The organism is Collinsella sp. AM17-1 (assembly GCF_003470665.1).
Taxonomy (GTDB): Bacteria; Actinomycetota; Coriobacteriia; order Coriobacteriales; family Coriobacteriaceae; genus Collinsella.
This window is the reverse complement of the sequence record NZ_QRJZ01000016.1, coordinates 18445-35603: the sequence shown is the minus strand read 5'-3', so window position 1 is coordinate 35603 and position 17159 is coordinate 18445. Positions and strand designations below refer to the sequence as shown.

At 59.5% G+C, this 17159-nt stretch carries 20 protein-coding genes; 16 read left to right on the top strand and 4 right to left on the bottom strand.

The genetic code is table 11. From position 1 onward, the window contains the following. Nucleotides 1-67 precede the first annotated feature (67 nt). The 11 genes from ftsZ to DW195_RS07710 all read left to right on the top strand — a co-directional run bounded on the left by ftsZ (nucleotide 68) and on the right by DW195_RS07710 (nucleotide 9348). Nucleotides 68-1222, top strand: coding sequence for a cell division protein FtsZ (ftsZ, locus tag DW195_RS07760; protein WP_055251674.1), 1155 nt, complete (start codon nucleotides 68-70; stop codon nucleotides 1220-1222). Between the two features lie 210 nt (nucleotides 1223-1432). Beyond that, entirely contained in the window at nucleotides 1433-2233 is an 801-nt protein-coding gene (locus DW195_RS07755; protein WP_118206384.1) for a polyphenol oxidase family protein, read from the top strand. Further along, nucleotides 2230-3066 (top strand): phosphate ABC transporter substrate-binding protein, encoded by an 837-nt coding sequence (locus DW195_RS07750; RefSeq protein WP_117564651.1) that lies wholly within the window; start codon nucleotides 2230-2232, stop codon nucleotides 3064-3066. The genes DW195_RS07755 and DW195_RS07750 overlap by 4 nt, the downstream gene beginning before the upstream one ends. A gap of 1 nt (nucleotide 3067) precedes the next feature. After that, nucleotides 3068-3994 (top strand): phosphate ABC transporter permease subunit PstC, encoded by a 927-nt coding sequence (gene pstC, locus DW195_RS07745; protein WP_117564650.1) that lies wholly within the window; start codon nucleotides 3068-3070, stop codon nucleotides 3992-3994. Between the two features lie 3 nt (nucleotides 3995-3997). Then, nucleotides 3998-4903: a phosphate ABC transporter permease PstA gene (pstA, locus tag DW195_RS07740; protein WP_055251684.1), complete on the top strand. Its 906-nt coding sequence runs from the start codon at nucleotides 3998-4000 to the stop codon at nucleotides 4901-4903. A 12-nt stretch (nucleotides 4904-4915) separates the two neighbouring features. Next, on the top strand, nucleotides 4916-5719 hold the full coding sequence (pstB, locus tag DW195_RS07735) for a phosphate ABC transporter ATP-binding protein PstB (protein ID WP_089571588.1): 804 nt from the start codon (nucleotides 4916-4918) through the stop codon (nucleotides 5717-5719). 92 nt (nucleotides 5720-5811) lie between these two features. Next, nucleotides 5812-6669, top strand: a complete 858-nt coding sequence (locus tag DW195_RS07730; RefSeq protein ID WP_118206383.1) for a PhoU domain-containing protein — start codon at nucleotides 5812-5814, stop codon at nucleotides 6667-6669. A gap of 119 nt (nucleotides 6670-6788) precedes the next feature. Continuing rightward, complete coding sequence (locus DW195_RS07725) at nucleotides 6789-7526, top strand: YggS family pyridoxal phosphate-dependent enzyme (protein WP_118206382.1); 738 nt, start codon at nucleotides 6789-6791, stop codon at nucleotides 7524-7526. Nucleotides 7527-7586: 60 nt separating this feature from the next. Next, nucleotides 7587-8309: a cell division protein SepF gene (locus DW195_RS07720; RefSeq protein ID WP_006234245.1), complete on the top strand. Its 723-nt coding sequence runs from the start codon at nucleotides 7587-7589 to the stop codon at nucleotides 8307-8309. Nucleotides 8310-8324: 15 nt separating this feature from the next. Continuing rightward, nucleotides 8325-8612 (top strand): YggT family protein, encoded by a 288-nt coding sequence (locus DW195_RS07715; protein ID WP_040358293.1) that lies wholly within the window; start codon nucleotides 8325-8327, stop codon nucleotides 8610-8612. A gap of 61 nt (nucleotides 8613-8673) precedes the next feature. Further along, complete coding sequence (locus DW195_RS07710; RefSeq protein ID WP_006234242.1) at nucleotides 8674-9348, top strand: DivIVA domain-containing protein; 675 nt, start codon at nucleotides 8674-8676, stop codon at nucleotides 9346-9348. Between the two features lie 165 nt (nucleotides 9349-9513). On the opposite strand, the gene DW195_RS07705 is transcribed toward DW195_RS07710, so the two are convergent. The 3 genes from DW195_RS07705 to DW195_RS07695 all read right to left on the bottom strand — a co-directional run bounded on the left by DW195_RS07705 (nucleotide 9514) and on the right by DW195_RS07695 (nucleotide 12061). Beyond that, nucleotides 9514-10044, bottom strand: coding sequence for a nitroreductase family protein (locus DW195_RS07705; RefSeq protein ID WP_118206381.1), 531 nt, complete (start codon nucleotides 10042-10044; stop codon nucleotides 9514-9516). Nucleotides 10045-10320: 276 nt separating this feature from the next. Further along, the gene (locus DW195_RS07700) at nucleotides 10321-10944 is read right to left on the bottom strand and encodes a DUF47 domain-containing protein (protein ID WP_118206380.1); all 624 of its coding nucleotides are present in this window, start codon (nucleotides 10942-10944) and stop codon (nucleotides 10321-10323) included. Nucleotides 10945-11011: 67 nt separating this feature from the next. Then, nucleotides 11012-12061, bottom strand: coding sequence for an inorganic phosphate transporter (locus tag DW195_RS07695; RefSeq protein WP_117655139.1), 1050 nt, complete (start codon nucleotides 12059-12061; stop codon nucleotides 11012-11014). A gap of 250 nt (nucleotides 12062-12311) precedes the next feature. Between DW195_RS07695 and DW195_RS07690 the strand changes: the two genes are divergently transcribed. The 5 genes from DW195_RS07690 to DW195_RS07670 all read left to right on the top strand — a co-directional run bounded on the left by DW195_RS07690 (nucleotide 12312) and on the right by DW195_RS07670 (nucleotide 16123). Beyond that, a complete protein-coding gene (locus DW195_RS07690; RefSeq protein ID WP_128620010.1) occupies nucleotides 12312-12650 on the top strand; it encodes a hypothetical protein in 339 nt (112 codons plus the stop codon). Between the two features lie 83 nt (nucleotides 12651-12733). After that, complete coding sequence (locus DW195_RS07685; protein ID WP_118206378.1) at nucleotides 12734-13429, top strand: Bax inhibitor-1 family protein; 696 nt, start codon at nucleotides 12734-12736, stop codon at nucleotides 13427-13429. Between the two features lie 137 nt (nucleotides 13430-13566). Further along, nucleotides 13567-14697, top strand: a complete 1131-nt coding sequence (locus DW195_RS07680; RefSeq protein ID WP_118206377.1) for a TIGR02452 family protein — start codon at nucleotides 13567-13569, stop codon at nucleotides 14695-14697. A 75-nt stretch (nucleotides 14698-14772) separates the two neighbouring features. Further along, the gene (locus DW195_RS07675; protein WP_158567924.1) at nucleotides 14773-15432 is read left to right on the top strand and encodes an SGNH/GDSL hydrolase family protein; all 660 of its coding nucleotides are present in this window, start codon (nucleotides 14773-14775) and stop codon (nucleotides 15430-15432) included. Between the two features lie 85 nt (nucleotides 15433-15517). Then, nucleotides 15518-16123 (top strand): pentapeptide repeat-containing protein, encoded by a 606-nt coding sequence (locus DW195_RS07670; protein WP_233540840.1) that lies wholly within the window; start codon nucleotides 15518-15520, stop codon nucleotides 16121-16123. Nucleotides 16124-16187: 64 nt separating this feature from the next. Here the strand turns inward: DW195_RS07670 and thiD are convergent, their stop codons facing one another. Beyond that, nucleotides 16188-17018 carry a bifunctional hydroxymethylpyrimidine kinase/phosphomethylpyrimidine kinase gene (gene thiD / locus DW195_RS07665; RefSeq protein WP_118206374.1) on the bottom strand — a complete coding sequence of 277 codons (831 nt, stop codon included), beginning with the start codon at nucleotides 17016-17018 and terminating at the stop codon, nucleotides 16188-16190. Nucleotides 17019-17159: the final 141 nt, after the last annotated feature.

The window sequence follows — 17159 nt, the reverse complement described above, 5'->3', positions numbered from 1 at the left end:
ACCTGAAGGTTAATGTGCGCAGGGGTCGACCCATGCTATGGCTATAACCTTTGTTCGGAGGACCGACATGCACGAGACAGAGATCAACAACTACCTTGCCGTCATTAAGGTGGTCGGCGTCGGCGGCGGCGGTACCAACGCGGTCAATCGAATGATCGAAGAGGGCATCCGCGGCGTCGAGTTTGTTGCCATCAACACCGATGCTCAGGCACTCGCGATCTCTGATGCCGATATCAAGGTGCACATCGGCACCGACCTTACCCGCGGCCTGGGCGCCGGCGCCAACCCCGAGGTTGGCCGCAAGGCTGCCGATGAGTCCCGCGACGACATTGCCGAGGCGCTCGCTGGCGCCGACATGGTGTTCATCACCTGCGGCGAGGGCGGTGGCACCGGTACCGGCGCTGCTCCCATCGTTGCCGATATCGCGATGAACGAGGTCGGCGCACTGACCGTCGCCGTCGTGACCAAGCCCTTCACCTTCGAGGGCCGCAAGCGCAAGAAGAGCGCCGAGGAGGGCATTAAGACCCTCTCCGATTGCGTCGATACCATGATCGTCATCCCTAACGATAAGCTGCTCGACATCGCCGAGAAGAAGACCACCATGCTCGAGGCCTTCGCGATTGCCGATGGCGTCCTTTCCCAGGGCACCCAGGGCATCACCGACCTCATCACCGTCCCCGGTATCATCAACCTGGACTTCGCCGATGTTAAGACCATCATGAAGCAGGCCGGTACCGCCATGATGGGTATCGGTACCTCTTCTGGGGATACTCGTGCCGTCGACGCTGCCCAGCAGGCCATCTCCAGCCCGCTGCTCGAGAGCTCCATCGATGGTGCCACGCGCGTGCTGCTCTCCATCGCCGGTTCCAAGGACCTGGGCATCCAGGAGATCAGCGACGCCGCCGACGTTGTCGCCAACGCCGTCGACCCCGAGGCCAACATCATCTTCGGTACCGTTGTCGACGAGTCCCTGGGCGATCAGGTGCGTATCACCGTCATCGCTACGGGCTTCTCCGACTCCAACGTCAACCGTCAGGATGAGCTCTTTGCTGCTCAGCAGTCTCAGAGCAAGGCCGCTGCCTCCGCTGAGCCGCAGCGCACCGCCCCGGCTGCCAGCCCGGCTCAGGCCGCTCCGACCCGCAACGTCGGTGGTACCGAGCTGCCCAACTTTGGCAACGACCAGTTCGAGCTTCCCGACTTCCTGAAGCGCGGTAGCTTCTAGTTCGTTTTTCTCAACGACCTGCACGGGGTGTGTCCATTTGGATGCACCCCGTTTTGTTTCTCGTTTGTAAACGAAAGCCTCCAATCTCCTTACGTTCCCTTTACGTTTGGTCCCTACCGCTGCGGGTATCCTTTTAAGGAAGTATGACAGCCGTATAAACGCGGACTGCGCGGCGACGCCGCGGTACTTGTGTTATTAGGAGGCTTTAGTATGGCAGCACGTGCGGACAACGTTTCGCGTGTCGACCATGATGGAGTTACGTTGGTGGAGGGCGCGACATCCGATGTCCGCTTTGCCTTTACCGAGCGCACCGGTGGCGTTTCTGAAGATGCGTACTCCTCGCTCAACCTGGGCTCGCATGTAGGCGATGACCCCTTTGCTGTTCAAGAAAATCGTCGTCGAGCGCTCGAAGCTATGGGCGCCACTGAGTGCGAGCATAATCTGCTCGTGCCCAATCAGGTACATGGTGACCATATCGTTACGGTGACTTCGAACGGTGCCGACGATCTTGAGGCTGTTCGCGAGCAGATTGCCGAGGGCTGCGATGCCATCGTCTGTATGGCCCATGACGTGCCCGTGCTGCTCTGCTTTGCCGACTGCGTTCCCGTGGTGCTGGTGGCCCCTGGCGGATTTGCCGTGGTGCACTCCGGTTGGAAGGGCACGATTGCACGTATTTCTGCCAAGGCGTGCCAGGCGCTTTGCGATGCTGCCGGCTGCGATGCGAGCGACGTTTCCGCCTATATCGGCCCCCATATCTTGGCTGACGAATATGAGGTATCCCAGGAACTCATGGATCGCTTTGCCGTCGAGTTCTCTTGCATCGATGCGAGTGCCTCTCGCATGCTCGATCTTTCCGCTGCCATTTGTGAGGCGCTGGTAGATGCCGGTGTGGACGCGGATAATATCGTGGATACCCAGCTTTCGACTGTGCGCCAGAACGACCGCTTTTATTCCTACCGTAACGAGGACGGCACCTGTGGGCGCCATGCTGCGATCGGCGTGATGCTATGAGAAAGATCGTATCGGTCCTGAGCGCCGCTGTGCTTACGCTTACGCTGTGCGCCTGTTCTTCGGGATCTTCTACCTCTTCCATTACCGTGGCCGGCTCCACGACCTGCCTTCCTATCGCCGAAATTGCGGCAGAGGGCTTTAAGGAGGAGACCGGCATCGACGTGCTCGTTTCCGGTTTGGGCTCTTCCGCTGGCATCGAAGCCGTCAGCGCTGGCACGGCCGATATCGCCAGCTCCTCCCGTGGACTCAATGCCGACGAACAGGATCTGGGCCTGACTCCCATCGTCATTGCCCACGACGGTATCGCGGTCATCGTGAACGACGATAACCCGGTCGATAACCTCTCGACCGAGCAGCTCCGCGATATCTATGCCGGCAAGATTACTAATTGGAAAGAGGTCGGTGGCGAGGACCTGAAGATTCAGGTCATCAACCGAGACGAGGCATCCGGCACGCGTGAAGCATTCCGCACCATCGTGATGGACGGCACCCCGTTCGATCGCCGCTCGGCCGTTCTTTCGGGCACGGGCCAGGTGCGCGACGTGGTATCTCGTTCGCACGGTGCCATTGGCTACATTTCGCTGGGCTTCGTCGATAGCCTCAACGCCAAGACCTCGGTCAAGGCCGTCTCGGTCAATCATGTTGAGGCGTCCGAGAAGACGGTCGCGAGCGGCGGCTATCCCATCTCACGCGACCTTTACTTCTTTGTGAAGGGTGCGCCTTCGCAGCAGGCGCAGGATTACATCGACTATGTGACGTCCGAAAAGATGGACAAGCAGATTCGCGAGGCGGGCTTTATCCCCGTCACCAACGACGAGAAGGGGAGTGAGTAGCATGGAAGCACAGGAAAACTCCCAGACTGAGCAGAATGGTCAGGCGCCCAAGAAGCGCGAGCTGGCGCTCGTATCGCGCAGCACCTATATCAAGGAGAAGGCGCTGCAGTGGATCTTCTTTGCCTGCGCGTTCTTGGCGGTTGTTACCGTCATCCTGATTTTTGTCTTTACCACGTACTCGGCGCTGCCCGTCTTTACCGACATCGGTCTGGCGGACTTCTTTAGCTTTACGTGGGCGCCCTCTGAGGGTCACTACGGCATCGTGTCGCTGCTTGCCGGCTCGGGTCTGGTGACCGTCGGCGCGCTCGCCATGGGTGTGCCCCTAGGCGTGGGCACGGCCGTGTATCTGGTCGAGATCGCCAGCAAGCGCGTGCGCAAGCTCATCAGCCCTGCCGTTGACCTGTTGGCCGGCATCCCTTCTATCATCTATGGCTTCTTTGGCATGATCATCATCCGCCCGTTTATCGCACAACTGACCGGCGGTCTTGGTTTTGGCGCGCTGACGGCGTGGTTCGTGCTCGCCATTATGATCGTGCCCACCATCACGACGCTTACCATCGATGCTCTCAATTCCATTCCCATGGGCATTCGCGAGGCATCGTATGCCATGGGCGCCACCAAGTGGCAGACTATCTATAAGGTCGTGTTACCTGCCGCCAAGCTGGGTATCGTGGATGCCATCGTGCTGGGTATGGGCCGTGCCATCGGCGAGACCATGGCCGTGCTCATGGTCGTGGGTAACGCCCCGGTTATTCCCGACAGCATTGCGAGCCCCATCTCGACGCTCACGAGCCAGATTGCGCTCGACATGAGCTATTCCTCGGGTCTGCATCGCTCGGCGCTGTTCGGCATGGGCGTGGTCCTGTTTATCATTTCCGCCACGCTGGTGGGCATCGTCCGCCTGGTTTCCAAGAAGAAGAGGGGGTAGGCTATGTCCGATTCCGTTGACACGACGGTCGATACGACCTCGTCGCGCGAGCGCATCAAGCGTGCCCTTTCCCACGGCAAGAAGGGCCGCATCAACAAGGACCTGTCCAACAAGATCATGCTTGGCGTGTTCCGTGCCGCGGCATACATCACCACGCTGGTGCTGGTCGCTATCATCGCCTACGTGGTCATCAACGGCCTGCCACACATCTCGCTCGACTTTATCTTTGGTTGGCCCCAGGGCGTCAACGCCGAGGGCGGTATTTGGCCCACGATCGTCTCGACCGTCTATGTGACGGCGCTCGCCATGCTTATCTGCACGCCGATCGCTGTGCTGGCAGCCGTCTATCTGGCCGAGTACGCCAAGCAGGGCAAGATCGTTGAGCTCATTCGCTACGCTGCTGACGCTTTGGCCTCGGTGCCCTCCATCGTTATGGGCCTGTTTGGCTACGCCTTGTTTGTCGAGGCTATGGGTCTGGGCCTTTCGATGGTCTCGGCCGCTCTGGCGCTTGCGCTCTTGATGCTTCCCATCGTCATGCGCACCACCGAAGAGGCCATTCGGGCCGTTCCGCGCTATATCCGTTGGGGCGCGTATGGCCTGGGCGCCACCAAGTGGCAGGTTGTCTCCAAGATCGTGCTTCCTTCTGCCTTTGGCCGTATTGCCACGGGCATTGTCCTTGCCATCGGCCGTGCCATTGGCGAGACCGCCGTGGTGCTCTACACCATGGGTCAGGCCATCAATCTACCTATCTCGCCGCTCGATTCCGGCCGCCCCATGACCGTTCACCTGTACCTGCTTGCCAACGACGGCATCAACATGAACGCAGCCTACGGCACCGCGCTCTTGCTGATGGTGATCATTCTGGCCTTCAACCTGTTTGCGCGCTTCCTGTCGCGCAAGCGTCGCTAGTTAAGGAGTCCCATGTCCGTTTATCAGTCCGCTCCCACGCTGGAGCAAGCGGCCATTACGGCCAAGGATTTCAACTTTTGGTACGGTGACTTTCATGCGCTGACGGGGCTCGACCTCAACATCGCCAAAAACGCCATTACCTCCTTCATTGGCCCTTCGGGCTGCGGTAAGTCGACGTTTTTGCGCTGCATCAACCGCATGAATGACCTGATCGAGGGTACGCGCGTCGAGGGCACCATGACGCTCGACGGCAACGATATCTATGCCGAGGGCGTCGACCCGGTCGACCTCCGTCGCCGCGTGGGCATGATTTTTCAGCAGCCCAACCCGTTTCCCAAATCCATCTACGAGAATGTCGCCTTTGGCCCTCGTCTGCAGGGCGTGACTAGCAAAAGCGACCTCGATGACATCGTGGAAGAATCGCTCAAGCGCGCCAACCTCTGGAAAGAGGTATCCAATCAGCTCAACAAGGATGGTTTGGCGCTCTCGGGCGGTCAGCAGCAGCGTCTGTGCATCGCGCGCGTGCTTGCGGTGCAACCCGATGTCCTCCTGATGGACGAGCCCTGCTCCGCCATCGACCCCACGTCCGTCTCCAAGGTCGAGGATTTGATGGCCGAGCTGGCGCCCGAGATGACGATCATCATCGTCACGCATTCAATGCAGCAGGCAGCTCGTATCAGCGACTACACCGCATTCTTCTTGCAGGAAGTTGCCGGTGAGCCTGCCACGCTCATCGAGTATGGTCAAACCGACGCGATCTTCACCAGCCCGGTGGACTCGCGGACGGAAGACTATATCACCGGCCGCTTTGGCTGATCGGTGCGACTAGTCCCAAGCCGATCGGACCTGGTCCGGTGCGTATTCACTGTGCGGGCGGCATGACCGCACCCAACTGATTGGAGTGAACCATGCGTAAACTGTTTTCCCGTCAGCTCATCGAGGCCCGCCACGAGATGCTGAGCATCTACGAGGCCGTCGATCTGGCCCTCCACGATGCCGTTAAGGCCTATGTGACCGACGACCGCAAGCTCGCCACCAAGACCAAGAAGCGCACGCTTTCGATTGACGCGCGCTGCGCCAACTTGGAGGCCGTGTGCTACAACCTGATCGCCACGCAGTCGCCGGTCGCCTCCGACTTCCGCTTGCTGCAGACGATTATCTACGTCGACTTTAACCTGCAACGCATGACCGATAAGGTCCGTCAGATCTGCCGTGCCACGCGTCATATGATCAAGGCCGACATCTCGCTGCCCAAGGAGCTTGTCGGCACGGTCGAGGCCGAGGCCGAAGCCGTCTACCAGGTGCTGGGCTCGTCGCTTTCTGCGCTCGTCACCAACGACATGTCCATCATCTGCAACCTGGCCGTCGAGGACGAGCCGGTGCATGCGGCGTACGAGAAGTTCTTCCGTACCTTCAACCGCATGGACGCGGGCGAGTTTATGGATGACGATAGCAACTATGACGACCTGCGCCGCGCCATCATGGTTTCGCGCTACCTCGATCGCATCGCCTCGATTTCCATCGATGCTGCCTGCCGTCTGACGTTCCTTTTGACCGGCCAGCGCATGACTGCCGGCGATATCGCCCGCACGGACGAGGACGAGCTCGAGAGCATGCGCGTGCCTTCGGGCGAGGGCGTCATCATGAGGCCCGCCGTCGATGCGCGCTACGTTGCCAAGGTGCCCGCTAACGAGGTCAGCGAGGGACTTCGCTACCTGCTCGATCATCTTGAGGACGAGGACGATGGCGAGGACGACGAGGAGTAAGTGACCCCGTTCGTCGAAAGATTGTAAATACCTAAGTGAGCGCGGCCTTGCACATGCGGGGCCGCGCTCTTGCGTTAGCATGGGACTACTTGTTTGGCTGTCAGCGGAGGCGATTGGCAATGGATAACTATTTGGACTTGATGCGCGCTCGCCGCGAGCAGATTCTGGAACGTTTTTATGCGGCGCTCGATCGCGCAGGCCGTCCCCACGACGCCGCGAGCCTCATTGCCGTGTCCAAGACCGTTGGTGTCGATGAGACCGTTGCCGCCATCCAGGCGGGGTATCGCCATTTTGCCGAGAACCGCCCGCAGGAGCTGGTTCGCAAGCTCACGGGTCTGGCGGAGCATCCGGAGCTGCCCGAGGTGCGCTTCGATATGATCGGCAACCTGCAGACCAATAAGATCAATGCGGTGCTGGGCTCAGCCGAGCTGATTCACTCGGTGGGTTCGCTGCATCTGGCGCAGGCGATCTCGAGCCGTGCTGTCCGCAAGATTGAGGCAGGCGAGCTCGCCGGCCCCCAGCGTGTGCTCATTGAGGTCAATGTGAGTGGTGAGGAGTCGAAGGGAGGCTTTTCGCCCGATGAGATTCGCGCCGCCGCGGGTGAGCTTGCGGAACTTGAGGGAATTTGCGCTCAGGGGCTTATGACTATGGCGCCCCGGGGGAATAAGGATGTGGCACGCCGCACCTTTGCGGGGCTTCGTGAGCTGAGGGATGAGCTGGAGGCGGCGCATCCCGATTTGAACCTGCCTGAGCTTTCCTGCGGCATGAGCGAGGACTTTGAGCCTGCCCTTGAGGAGGGCTCTACGCTCGTTCGCCTGGGCAGGGTAGTATTTAGCCCGGAGTTTGCAGTAAAATAAGGCTCTGAAGTGCGCACTGATTATCGGGGCGCCTGCACTAAACCGCGAGAGGACACAACCATGGGCTTCCTTGACGAGATTAAAAATAAGATGCACCTGGGCGGCCAGCAGGGTTACGACCAGGGTTATGGCCAAGACGACGACTACGGCTACGATGACGGCTACGACGATGGCTATCAGAACAACGGCTACAGCGGTGCTTCGGGCGAGGGCTTCTACACTCAAGACGAGCCGAGCAACGGCCTGCTTGGTCAGACGCGTCGCGGTGAGGCCGAGTCGGTCGCGGTGTACACGCGCTCCGGTCAGCTGGTCGGCGATGACTCCCGCCATGCCACGACGTATAACCCGCCTTCGCGCTCGCAGGACAGTGTTGCGAGCGGTTATCGTCCTGGTGCCTATGACACGCCGTCTAGCTACGCCGAGAACACCCGCGCCCGTGCCGCCGCTGCGCCCGCACCTGCACCGAGCGATGCCTCGGCCTATGCGAGCAATATCATCAACGCCACGCCGCAGCTGCCGGCCTATGTCCTGCGCCCCGAGAGCTATGACGACGTGGAGACCGTGGTTCGCCGCGTTCGCACCAAGCAGCCTGTCGCACTGATTTTTGTGGGCGTACGCACCGAAGTTGCCAAGCGCGTCTTGGACTTCTCTTACGGCTTTGCCTGTGGTCTGGGCGCCACGGTCAAGGAGGTGGGCGACCGCGTGTTCATGGTGCTGCCCGCCGGCTGCGAGGTCAAAGATTCCGATCTCAAGAAGCTTCGTGCGGACGGCTACCTTAAGTAAAGACAAGACGAGGAGATTCCCATCAACATCTACACTATCGTCCAGCTGGTCAACACGCTGTTCAACTTCTATTCCACGCTTATTGTCGTCTACTGCTTTATGACGTGGATTCCCATGAAGCAGGGTGGTTTGCTTCAGGATATTGCCGCGGTGCTCGATAGCGTGTGCGGTCCGTGGCTCAACCTGTTCCGTCGTTTCATCCCGCCGATGGGCGGTATCGATTTTTCGCCGGTCGTTGCGATTATTGCGTTGCAGTTGGTGCAGAGGCTGGTTCTGCAGCTTCTTATAGGTATACTCGTATAGAACTGACTTAGTAACTTACGTCGGGCGTGTAGCGCCGAGGCGATGAAAAAGGAGACTTGTTATGGCTATTACCCCCGCAGACATCCAGGCTCAGACTTTCTCTGAGGCCAAGCGTGGCTACGATCCTGCCGAGGTCGACGTCTTCTTGGAGACACTGTCTTCCGAGGTTGACGCTATGCTCGCTAAGATCGTCGACCTTAAGGGTCGTCTGACTGCTACCGAGCAGCAGCTTGCCGATGCGCAGGCTCAGCTTGCCCAGGCTCAGGATGCCACCGCCCAGGCCGTTCCTGCCGCCCCCGTGGCTGCTCCCGCCCCTGACTTCTCCGCTCAGGAGCGCCAGATTTCCGCTGCTCTGATCGCTGCCCAGCAGACCGCTGAGACCATCGTCAACGATGCCAACGAGAACGCTGAGCGTATCCGCAACGAGGCTGACGCTAAGGCACGCGAGGTTATCCGCCAGGCTCTGACCGAGAAGCAGGCCGAGCTCGAGGAAATCGATCGTCTCAAGGCTTCCCGCGAGGAGTTCAAGGCCGAGTACCTCAAGCTCATCCAGCACTTCATGGACGATGCCCAGAACTCCTTCCCGGCCGACCTCATGGCCTCCACGCCGGTCGGTTCTGCCGCTTCTCCTGCGGTGACTGTTCCCGCCGAGCCGCTGCCCGTCGCTGACCCGGTTGTCCCCGTGGCCGATCCCTTCGCCCCGATCGACAACTTTGCCGCCGACGACCTGGACTAGCATCAGAGCTACAATCTAGTGTCCTTAAGAGGAGCTCGCACCTGCGGGCTCCTTTTTTGTGGCTGTATACGGGTTGGGAAACAAAACGCCGAGCTCTGCATGCGATAGGACAGAACTCGGCGAAGGGCGCGTGGTAAAAGGTAGATTTTAAGGTATGTCTAAAAACTACTTGAGGAGGAAGTTGGAGAGGGGAATAGTGCGGGCCTCGCGATGCTCGGGATCGGCGATGTGGTCGGCGGGATAGCCACAGACGAGCATGTGATAGGGATAGACGCCCTTGGGCAGATTGAACTGCTCCTGTGCCACCTCAGGCTTAAAATGGCATACCCAGCACGTTCCCAGGCCCTGCTCGGTGGCCTCCATCATCATCTGGTCGCACACGATGGACGTATCGATTTCACTGGAATTCATCTGGTCATACGGGCGCACCCAAGCATCATCGGTAACGCTGCAAATAAGGAAGACAAGCGGAGCCCCAAAGATAGACCCATCACGAGCAAACCGAGGCTGACAAGCAGCTGCCTTTTCCAGGAGCTCAGGCGTATCCAACACCATCACACGGGTTGGATGGTTATTACAAGCAGAAGGAGCAATGCGCCCAGCCTCAACAATGGCATCCACCACAGCCTGCTCCACAGCCCGATTCTCAAAAGAACGACAAGAATACCGACCACGAGCCAGATCCAAATACGCCATACGAGTCCTCCAAAGTCAACGAATCAATCCAAAGCAAAACAAAGGGTACCCAAAGCAACATTCAACCAAACGCCCACCGAATGCCAAAATGTTCAATTGGGTACTAAAGGCCCCCTCGGCCAAACCCCATTGCGCTATAACTATCAGCCGAAGTTCCAATGGTGGTACGTAAGGCGAAGGGCCGGCCACGGTTTACTTTCGAACGACTCTGCAAAGCAGCCGGAGTGAGAAAGCAAACCGTGGCCGGCCCTTCGCCGCCGGGACACGTCCCCCCAATTAACTGTTCTTCATGACAATCGAATCCACGACATCGGCCACATTCTCGCAGCAGTCGGCGCAGTACTCCAGGAAGGCGTACACGTCACGCCAAGCGATGACCTCGAGCGGGTCCTTACCGTTAACGTGCAGGTTGCGCATGGCGTTGATATAGAGCTCGTCGGCCTCGGACTCGATGGTGTTGATCTGGATGACGAGCTCGCGCAGGGTCTTGGACTTGCGGTAGTTGGGCAGCTCGATCATCAGGTCCTTCATGGCGCGACAGGCATCGGTTACCTTGTGGGCGATGACGGTGGCGTCGGGATGGATGCTCTGAATGTTGGTGAAGTAGACGCGCTGCACGACACCCTCGATGCGGTCGAGCACGGTGTCGAGTGAGCAGCTCATCAGATCCAGATCCTCGCGCTCGAGCGGGGTGATAAAGGCGGTGAGCAAGGCGTCTTCGAGCTCGTGGTGCTTCTTGTCTGCCGCATGCTCAATCGCATGCATCTTATCGAGCATGTCGTGGATCTGCGCGGGGTCAAAGTTCTCAAAAATCTTGGTGAGCAGCTCTGCGGCCTGGACGGCGAGGTCGGCGCAAGCGACGTAGTTGTCAAAGTAGAACGAATCGGGTTTCTTTGCCATGAGTGGGTCCTTTCGAGGCGAAGACGGGTGGGCGAAGTGTTGCGGTCCGGATGGACGTTCGGTTTGACTAGAGGAACATCATGAACAGCTTGGCCATGACAAAGCTGATGAGTCCGCAGGCGGGGAAGGTGAAGAACCAGGTGAACATCATGTCCTTGACGACGCCGAAGTTGATGGCCGAGAGGCGCTTGACGGCACCAACGCCCATGATGGCGCAGGTCTTGATGTGGGTGGAGGACACGGGGATGCCGGTAAGGGTGGCAAGCAGCAGGTTCGCCGCGCCCGCGAGGTCGGCGGAGAAGCCCTGATACTTCTCGAGCTTAACCATGCTCTGGCCGACGGACTTGATGATGCGCTCACCGCCCACGCTGGTGCCGATACCCATAGTGGCCGAGCACAGCAGCATAATCCAGATGGGGATGCCGGCATCGCCGACGCTAGTCTGGCCGTTTGCGAAGGCTACGCCTAAAAAGAGCACGCCGATGAACTTCTGTCCATCCTGCGCGCCGTGCATAAAGCTCATGGCCGCAGCGCTCGCGATCTGAGCGTATTTAAAGAAGACATTGGCACGTCGCCTGTTGGCGGCGGCGAAAAGAATCGAGACGAGTTTGCACAGGACCCAGCCCATGACAAAGCCCAGGCCGATGGAGAGTGCCAGGCCGTAGATGACCTTCATCCACTCGTGGACGTTGACGCTGCTCGCGCCGCCGAGGGCGATAGCGGCACCGGTCAGGCCGGCGATAAGGCTGTGGCTTTGCGAGGTGGGGATGCCGAAACGCGATGCTGTGGCGCCGTAGACGACGATGGAGAACAGGGCCGCGCACAGGCAGGCGAGCGCCATGGTGCTGTTTCCGCCAAAGTCAACGATATGCGAGATGGTATTGGCGACGCTCGCGTTAAAGTGCGTCATGATGAGCACGCCGAGGAAGTTGAATGCGGCGCTCATGAGAATGGCGGCGCGGGCGGGCATGCAACGCGTAGTGACGCAGGTCGCGATGGCGTTGGGCGCGTCGGTCCACCCGTTGACGAAGATGGCGCCCAACGCGAGGATCACGGTGACGGCAAGGACTGGGTTCGACACAATTTGGCCGAGGAAGGTTGAGAACGTTACGTCCATATATGGGCTTTCTCGAAGTTTGCAGGCACGTTACAAAAACATGATAAATCGTATCACCTCCTGCGGGTTTCTTTGCCGAGTTCTGATGGGAGAAGTGAATTTTTTGGCACTAAAATTGAATATTAGCCCTGTTGACCGCGGGTGTTCTTTTTGCTATCACGCCATGCGGACACGCGCGATTGCTACGACACTCCAAAACCACAGTCTGTTCGCTTTACAATATGCAAACATGCGTTCGATAATAGGAGGCATGGAATATCGACAGACAGATGGCAAAACTCGGCGCGTGCACAAGCAGTATGTGGACGTCGTGGCTCGCATCCTCGCGGGCGGACAGGTCGTGCCGGTCACCGTCTGCTGGGTCGACGGTCGGTGCTTTACGATTGACGAGATTATCTCGTCCACCGGTTTTGGCCTGACGGTTCACGGCATTCGTACGGCAACCTATAAGGTTCGTTTTGGCGGTCATGCGACCGAACTGTATCTGGAAGAACAGGCACGCGAGCGGCCGGACGGCTCGCAGGCCCATCTGATGCGTTGGTGGGTGTGGGCGTTCGACCGCACGCTCGAGGGTGAGCGCCGCAGGTAGGGACGCACGGCGTTCGGGTACAATGGTAGAAATCTTGTCGCTTAAGGCGCTGCTGTCGCGGCGCTATCTGAAAGGACGAAAGCATGAATGATATCCAGGGCTATCAGAACGGCCCCATCGAGACCAGTGCAAGCCGTGCCAAGGAGATGTCGCCGCGTGCGTACAACCTTGTCATGTCTGCCCTGATCTTTTTGGGCTTTTGCGCCATGGGCGCCGGCGCCTACTTTACGAGTACCATGGCGTTTGCCCACATGATGATGAGCGGCGCCGCTTTGCCGCTGGTCTTTGGCTCGTTTATTTTGACTATCGTCGGCATTGTCATGATGTCGGCTGCCGCGGGCAAGCAGTCTGTGGGTCTGTCGCTCACGGGTTACGTGATCTTTGCGAGCACTTTTGGCCTGACCGCGTCGTTTGGCCTGGCCAACTACGACCTGCCCACCATTAACACTGCCTTTATCGCTACCGCCGCCATCACCTTTGTCTTTGGCGCGCTGGGTGTGACCTTCCCCAAGTTCTTCCAGCGTGTGTACGGCATCGGTTTTGGCGTTCTGCTTGCCACGATCCTGGTCGAGATCGTGCTGATGTTTATGGGTGTTTCGCAGTCTATTACCGACCTGATCGTGATCGTGGTGTTCGCCGGTTTTATTGGCTACGACACCTATGTGGCCACGACGGTGCCGCCCACGCTGCCCAACGCCGTGCTCATGGCGTCCAACCTGTTCGTGGATATCATTAACGTGTTCCTGCGTATCCTGAATATCCTTGGTCGTCGCGACTAGCGGCGAGTTGCAGCGGTGCTTGCCGCGCGCGTAAATCAATGCGAAAGGCGGTCCTTCGGGGCCGTCTTTTTTGTACGCGGCGGGGTATCATGGATGGGAAAAACCGAAAGCGGCAGCGACAGGAAAGGTGACCACTCATGGCAGATGTCGACAACAGGAACCGTAACTGCAGGACCGGTCGCGCAGGGCAGCCCAATCCCAAGCGCGAGGCCCGTGCCAAGGCCGCCGAGCGTCACGTGGCAACTGTGTCCGAAGCGTGCGCCAGGGATATCGAGCGTTCGCTTGCCGGTGTTCGCGAGTTTGACGGTATGCCTGCCGGATTTGTCGCGGCGATGAAGGCCAAGGCTCAAGCGGCAGCGGCTGCCGAAGAGCAGGTTGCCGAGGAGCATGAGGCCGCTGAGGTCGAGGCTGCCGAGGTTGCACCCGTCGAGACCGAGGTTGCGGACGAGTCTGCGTCTGCCGATGAGGCCGCGCAGGCCGAGCCCGAGCCTGCTGAGGAATCCGCTGTGGTCTTGCCCGAGGTCACCGTGCTCGACGCCTCTGCCACGCAGGCCATTCTGGACAACGGCCGAGGCTACGCGCAGTTCTGCGATATGGCGGTGCTCGCCTTTGCCTCGTTCACCAACCCGGGTGGCGGCTACATCCAGGGCTATCTGGGCCAGGAGGCTACGCTCTGCGCCGATTCGTATCTGTACAACGTGCTCGACAAGCAGCGCAAGTGGTATGGCGAGAACCGTCGCCGCAACATCAACTGCGAGCTCTACCGCAACCGTGCGCTGGTAGTGCCTGCGGTGCGTTTTGACCGCAACCACGTGCATGCGTATGCCGATGTGATCGTGGCCGCCGCGCCCAATGCCAAGCGCGCACGCCAGGAGTACCGCGTGAGCGACGATGCGCTGCTGGACGCGCTGCGCGACCGTATCCGCTTTGTGCTCGCCATCTGCGACGAGCTGGGTCGCGAGAAGCTCGTACTGGGCGCTTGGGGCTGCGACAACAACGGTTTTGATGCCGAGGCCGTGGCCGAGATTTTCCGCAAGGAGCTCGCATCGGGCGACTTCAAGGTCAAGCAGGTCTTCTTTGCTGTGCCTTCTACGCGCTGGGATGAGGACTTCGCCAAGTTCGAGCATGTGTTGGCAAGCTTCCCCGAGCGCAACGAGGAGTCCTATGCCCAGGTTGCCGCCCGCGCTGCGGCCGCCCGTGCCGCCGAGCAGGCCCAGGCCGCTGCCGAGGACGATGAGGATGACGACGACTGGCGCAAGTACCTGTAAACGGTGCGCGTGATGCGACATGCCGAGCCGACGGGGGCTGTTCCCGTCGGCTTTTTATTGAGTGGGGAGCTTACGATGAAAAACGTTCTATGCTTTGGCGACAGCAACACCTATGGTTACGATCCGGCTGGTATGCGCGATGGCACCGCGGTGCGCTATGCGCAGGATGTGCGCTGGTGCGGCGTGGCGCAGCGTGACCTGGGCGAGGGCTGGCATGTGATTGAGGAGGGGCTCAACGGCCGCACGACGGTGCGCGACGATATGTGCCACCTGGACACTAACCTCAACGGCATTCGCGCGCTTCCGATGCTGCTCGAGGCCCATAAGCCGCTGGACGCCATTGTGATCATGCTGGGCACCAACGACTGTAAGACGGTCTTTAACGTGACGGCTTCCGATATTGCCCGTGGCGCCATGGCGCTGATTCGCGCCGTCCGCGCGTTTCCGTGGACCGACGCTGCGCCTTGTCCGCGCATTCTGCTGATGGCTCCCATTAAGATCAAACCGCAGATCGCCGATGTGTATATGACCGACTTTGACGAGCGCTCCGTCGAGGCCTCGGAGCATTTTGCTGAATACTACGCGCATGTGGCTGAGCAGTTTGGCTGCGACTTTTTGAATGCCGCCGACTTTGCCGAGCCGGGCGATATCGATTATCTGCACATGATGCCCGAAAGCCACGAGAGCTTGGGACATGCCGTGGCAGCCAAGCTCCAAGAGATGCTCGGTGAGTAGCGCAGCCCCAAACCACCACAAAGGGGACAGGCACTTTTGTGGTGGCTTTGCCCGGGTAAACGAGCGGCTTGGCTGCCACATGGGCATGGATGAGCTCATTGACCTGTTTGCCGAGGGGGATGAGCTTGTCTCCAATACCGCTTTTGAGGAGTTGGAGCTCGCCTATGACGTGGCGAACGGTACGACCTTTGAAGGCGTCGTGTTCCGCTCCTGCGTATTCGATGGCGTCGACTGGAGTGGTTCGACGTTTCGCGACGTCGTATTTCGCGGTTGCCGCTTTATCCGCTGCAATATGGAAGGCTGCTGGCTCAACCGCTGCGACTTTGTTGATTGCTCGGCGCCGGGGCTCAACTTGGTCAAGGCACGTCTGTCGAGCGTTTCGTTTGCATCATGCGACCTGAGTTACGCGAACCTTTCGGAGGGACGCATTGGCCCCATCACGGCGTGCGATGTGCGTCTGACCGAGGCGGCGCTCCAGGGGGCCAAGCTGGGGCAGCTGCGCCTGGATAGCTGCGACCTGACGCGAGTTGATGTGTTCAAGACACCGCTATGTGGTGTTGATGTATCGCGCTGCACGTTTGAGGCTCCCGTTGTTTCGGGCGACTACCGTGAGTTGCGAGGCCTGACAGTCAATGCCGAACAAGCGCTCGCACTTTCGGGCTTGCTTGGCATCCAACTCGCAGACGATTAAGTGTTAAAAGAAAAACCACCACAAAGGTGCCTGTCCCCTTTGTGGTGGTTTTGGGCTGCGAATCTCAATACTGCCACATGTGGTTGACGGGGCCGGAGCCTTTGCCCATGTTCAGGCCGGCGGCCAGAGCGCCTGTCAGGTAGGCCTTGCCGGCGTTGACGGCGTCGGCAAGATCCATGCCTTGGGCCAGTGCGCAGGCGATGGCAGATGAGAGCGTGCAGCCGGTGCCGTGCGTGTTGTCGGTCTCGATGCGCTTGTGGCGGAACCACGTGGTGAGCGGATCGCCCAGGTGGTTGCCCTCGTCATCGAGCGGCGCAGGCTCGGCCAGTACATCGTTGGCCTCATTGACAAAATGCCCGCCCTTAACGAGGGACGCGCATCCAAAGCGGCGGGTGAGAAGCATGGCGGCATTTTGCTGCGTGCGCTCGGAGTCGACTTCGTAATCGAGTAGCGCCATGGCCTCGGGAATATTGGGCGTGATGACGGTCGCCAGCGGGAACAGGCGGCGTGTAAGCGCTTCGGCGGCGTCCTCTGCGATCAGGCGAGCGCCCGAGGTGGCGACCATAACGGGGTCGACGACGATATTTTGTGCGTCCCAGGCGCTCAGGCGGTCGGCGATAACCTCGATAATCTCGACAGAAGAAACCATGCCGATCTTAACGGCGCTCGGGCGGATATCGTCAAAAACGGCGTCGATCTGCGCGGCTACGATATCTGGCGAGATTTCCTGCACGGCGGTGACGCCCAGGGTGTTCTGTGCGGTGATGGCGGTGATGGCCGTCTCGGCATACAGGCGGTGCGCCGTGATGGTCTTGATGTCGGCCTGAATGCCGGCGCCACCGCTGGAATCGGATCCTGCGATGGACAGGACGGCAGGTACCTTGCTGCGATCCATGTTCGCTCCCTTGCTCGGTCGGATTCAAATGGCTCTTCTGCCTGCATTATAAAGATGCCCGGGCCGGCTGTATGCCGATCCCGGGCGGGCGGTGCAATCTTTACGCAAATGCAAGAAAATGTTCACACGTCAACAACGGTT

What these genes read in the sequence shown, in the direction of transcription:
- DW195_RS07725 (WP_118206382.1), top strand. Translation starts at nt 6,789, where the DNA reads ATGGATAACTATTTGGACTTGATGCGCGCTCGCCGCGAGCAGATTCTG.
- DW195_RS07710 (WP_006234242.1), top strand. Translation starts at nt 8,674, where the DNA reads ATGGCTATTACCCCCGCAGACATCCAGGCTCAGACTTTCTCTGAGGCC.
- DW195_RS07700 (WP_118206380.1), bottom strand. Translation starts at nt 10,944, where the DNA reads ATGGCAAAGAAACCCGATTCGTTCTACTTTGACAACTACGTCGCTTGC.
- thiD (WP_118206374.1), bottom strand. Translation starts at nt 17,018, where the DNA reads ATGGATCGCAGCAAGGTACCTGCCGTCCTGTCCATCGCAGGATCCGAT.
- pstA (WP_055251684.1), top strand. Translation starts at nt 3,998, where the DNA reads ATGTCCGATTCCGTTGACACGACGGTCGATACGACCTCGTCGCGCGAG.
- DW195_RS07750 (WP_117564651.1), top strand. Translation starts at nt 2,230, where the DNA reads ATGAGAAAGATCGTATCGGTCCTGAGCGCCGCTGTGCTTACGCTTACG.
- pstB (WP_089571588.1), top strand. Translation starts at nt 4,916, where the DNA reads ATGTCCGTTTATCAGTCCGCTCCCACGCTGGAGCAAGCGGCCATTACG.
- DW195_RS07730 (WP_118206383.1), top strand. Translation starts at nt 5,812, where the DNA reads ATGCGTAAACTGTTTTCCCGTCAGCTCATCGAGGCCCGCCACGAGATG.
- DW195_RS07720 (WP_006234245.1), top strand. Translation starts at nt 7,587, where the DNA reads ATGGGCTTCCTTGACGAGATTAAAAATAAGATGCACCTGGGCGGCCAG.
- DW195_RS07755 (WP_118206384.1), top strand. Translation starts at nt 1,433, where the DNA reads ATGGCAGCACGTGCGGACAACGTTTCGCGTGTCGACCATGATGGAGTT.
- DW195_RS07680 (WP_118206377.1), top strand. Translation starts at nt 13,567, where the DNA reads ATGGCAGATGTCGACAACAGGAACCGTAACTGCAGGACCGGTCGCGCA.
- pstC (WP_117564650.1), top strand. Translation starts at nt 3,068, where the DNA reads ATGGAAGCACAGGAAAACTCCCAGACTGAGCAGAATGGTCAGGCGCCC.
- ftsZ (WP_055251674.1), top strand. Translation starts at nt 68, where the DNA reads ATGCACGAGACAGAGATCAACAACTACCTTGCCGTCATTAAGGTGGTC.
- DW195_RS07690 (WP_128620010.1), top strand. Translation starts at nt 12,312, where the DNA reads ATGGAATATCGACAGACAGATGGCAAAACTCGGCGCGTGCACAAGCAG.
- DW195_RS07705 (WP_118206381.1), bottom strand. Translation starts at nt 10,044, where the DNA reads ATGGCGTATTTGGATCTGGCTCGTGGTCGGTATTCTTGTCGTTCTTTT.
- DW195_RS07685 (WP_118206378.1), top strand. Translation starts at nt 12,734, where the DNA reads ATGAATGATATCCAGGGCTATCAGAACGGCCCCATCGAGACCAGTGCA.
- DW195_RS07670 (WP_233540840.1), top strand. Translation starts at nt 15,518, where the DNA reads ATGGATGAGCTCATTGACCTGTTTGCCGAGGGGGATGAGCTTGTCTCC.
- DW195_RS07675 (WP_158567924.1), top strand. Translation starts at nt 14,773, where the DNA reads ATGAAAAACGTTCTATGCTTTGGCGACAGCAACACCTATGGTTACGAT.
- DW195_RS07695 (WP_117655139.1), bottom strand. Translation starts at nt 12,061, where the DNA reads ATGGACGTAACGTTCTCAACCTTCCTCGGCCAAATTGTGTCGAACCCA.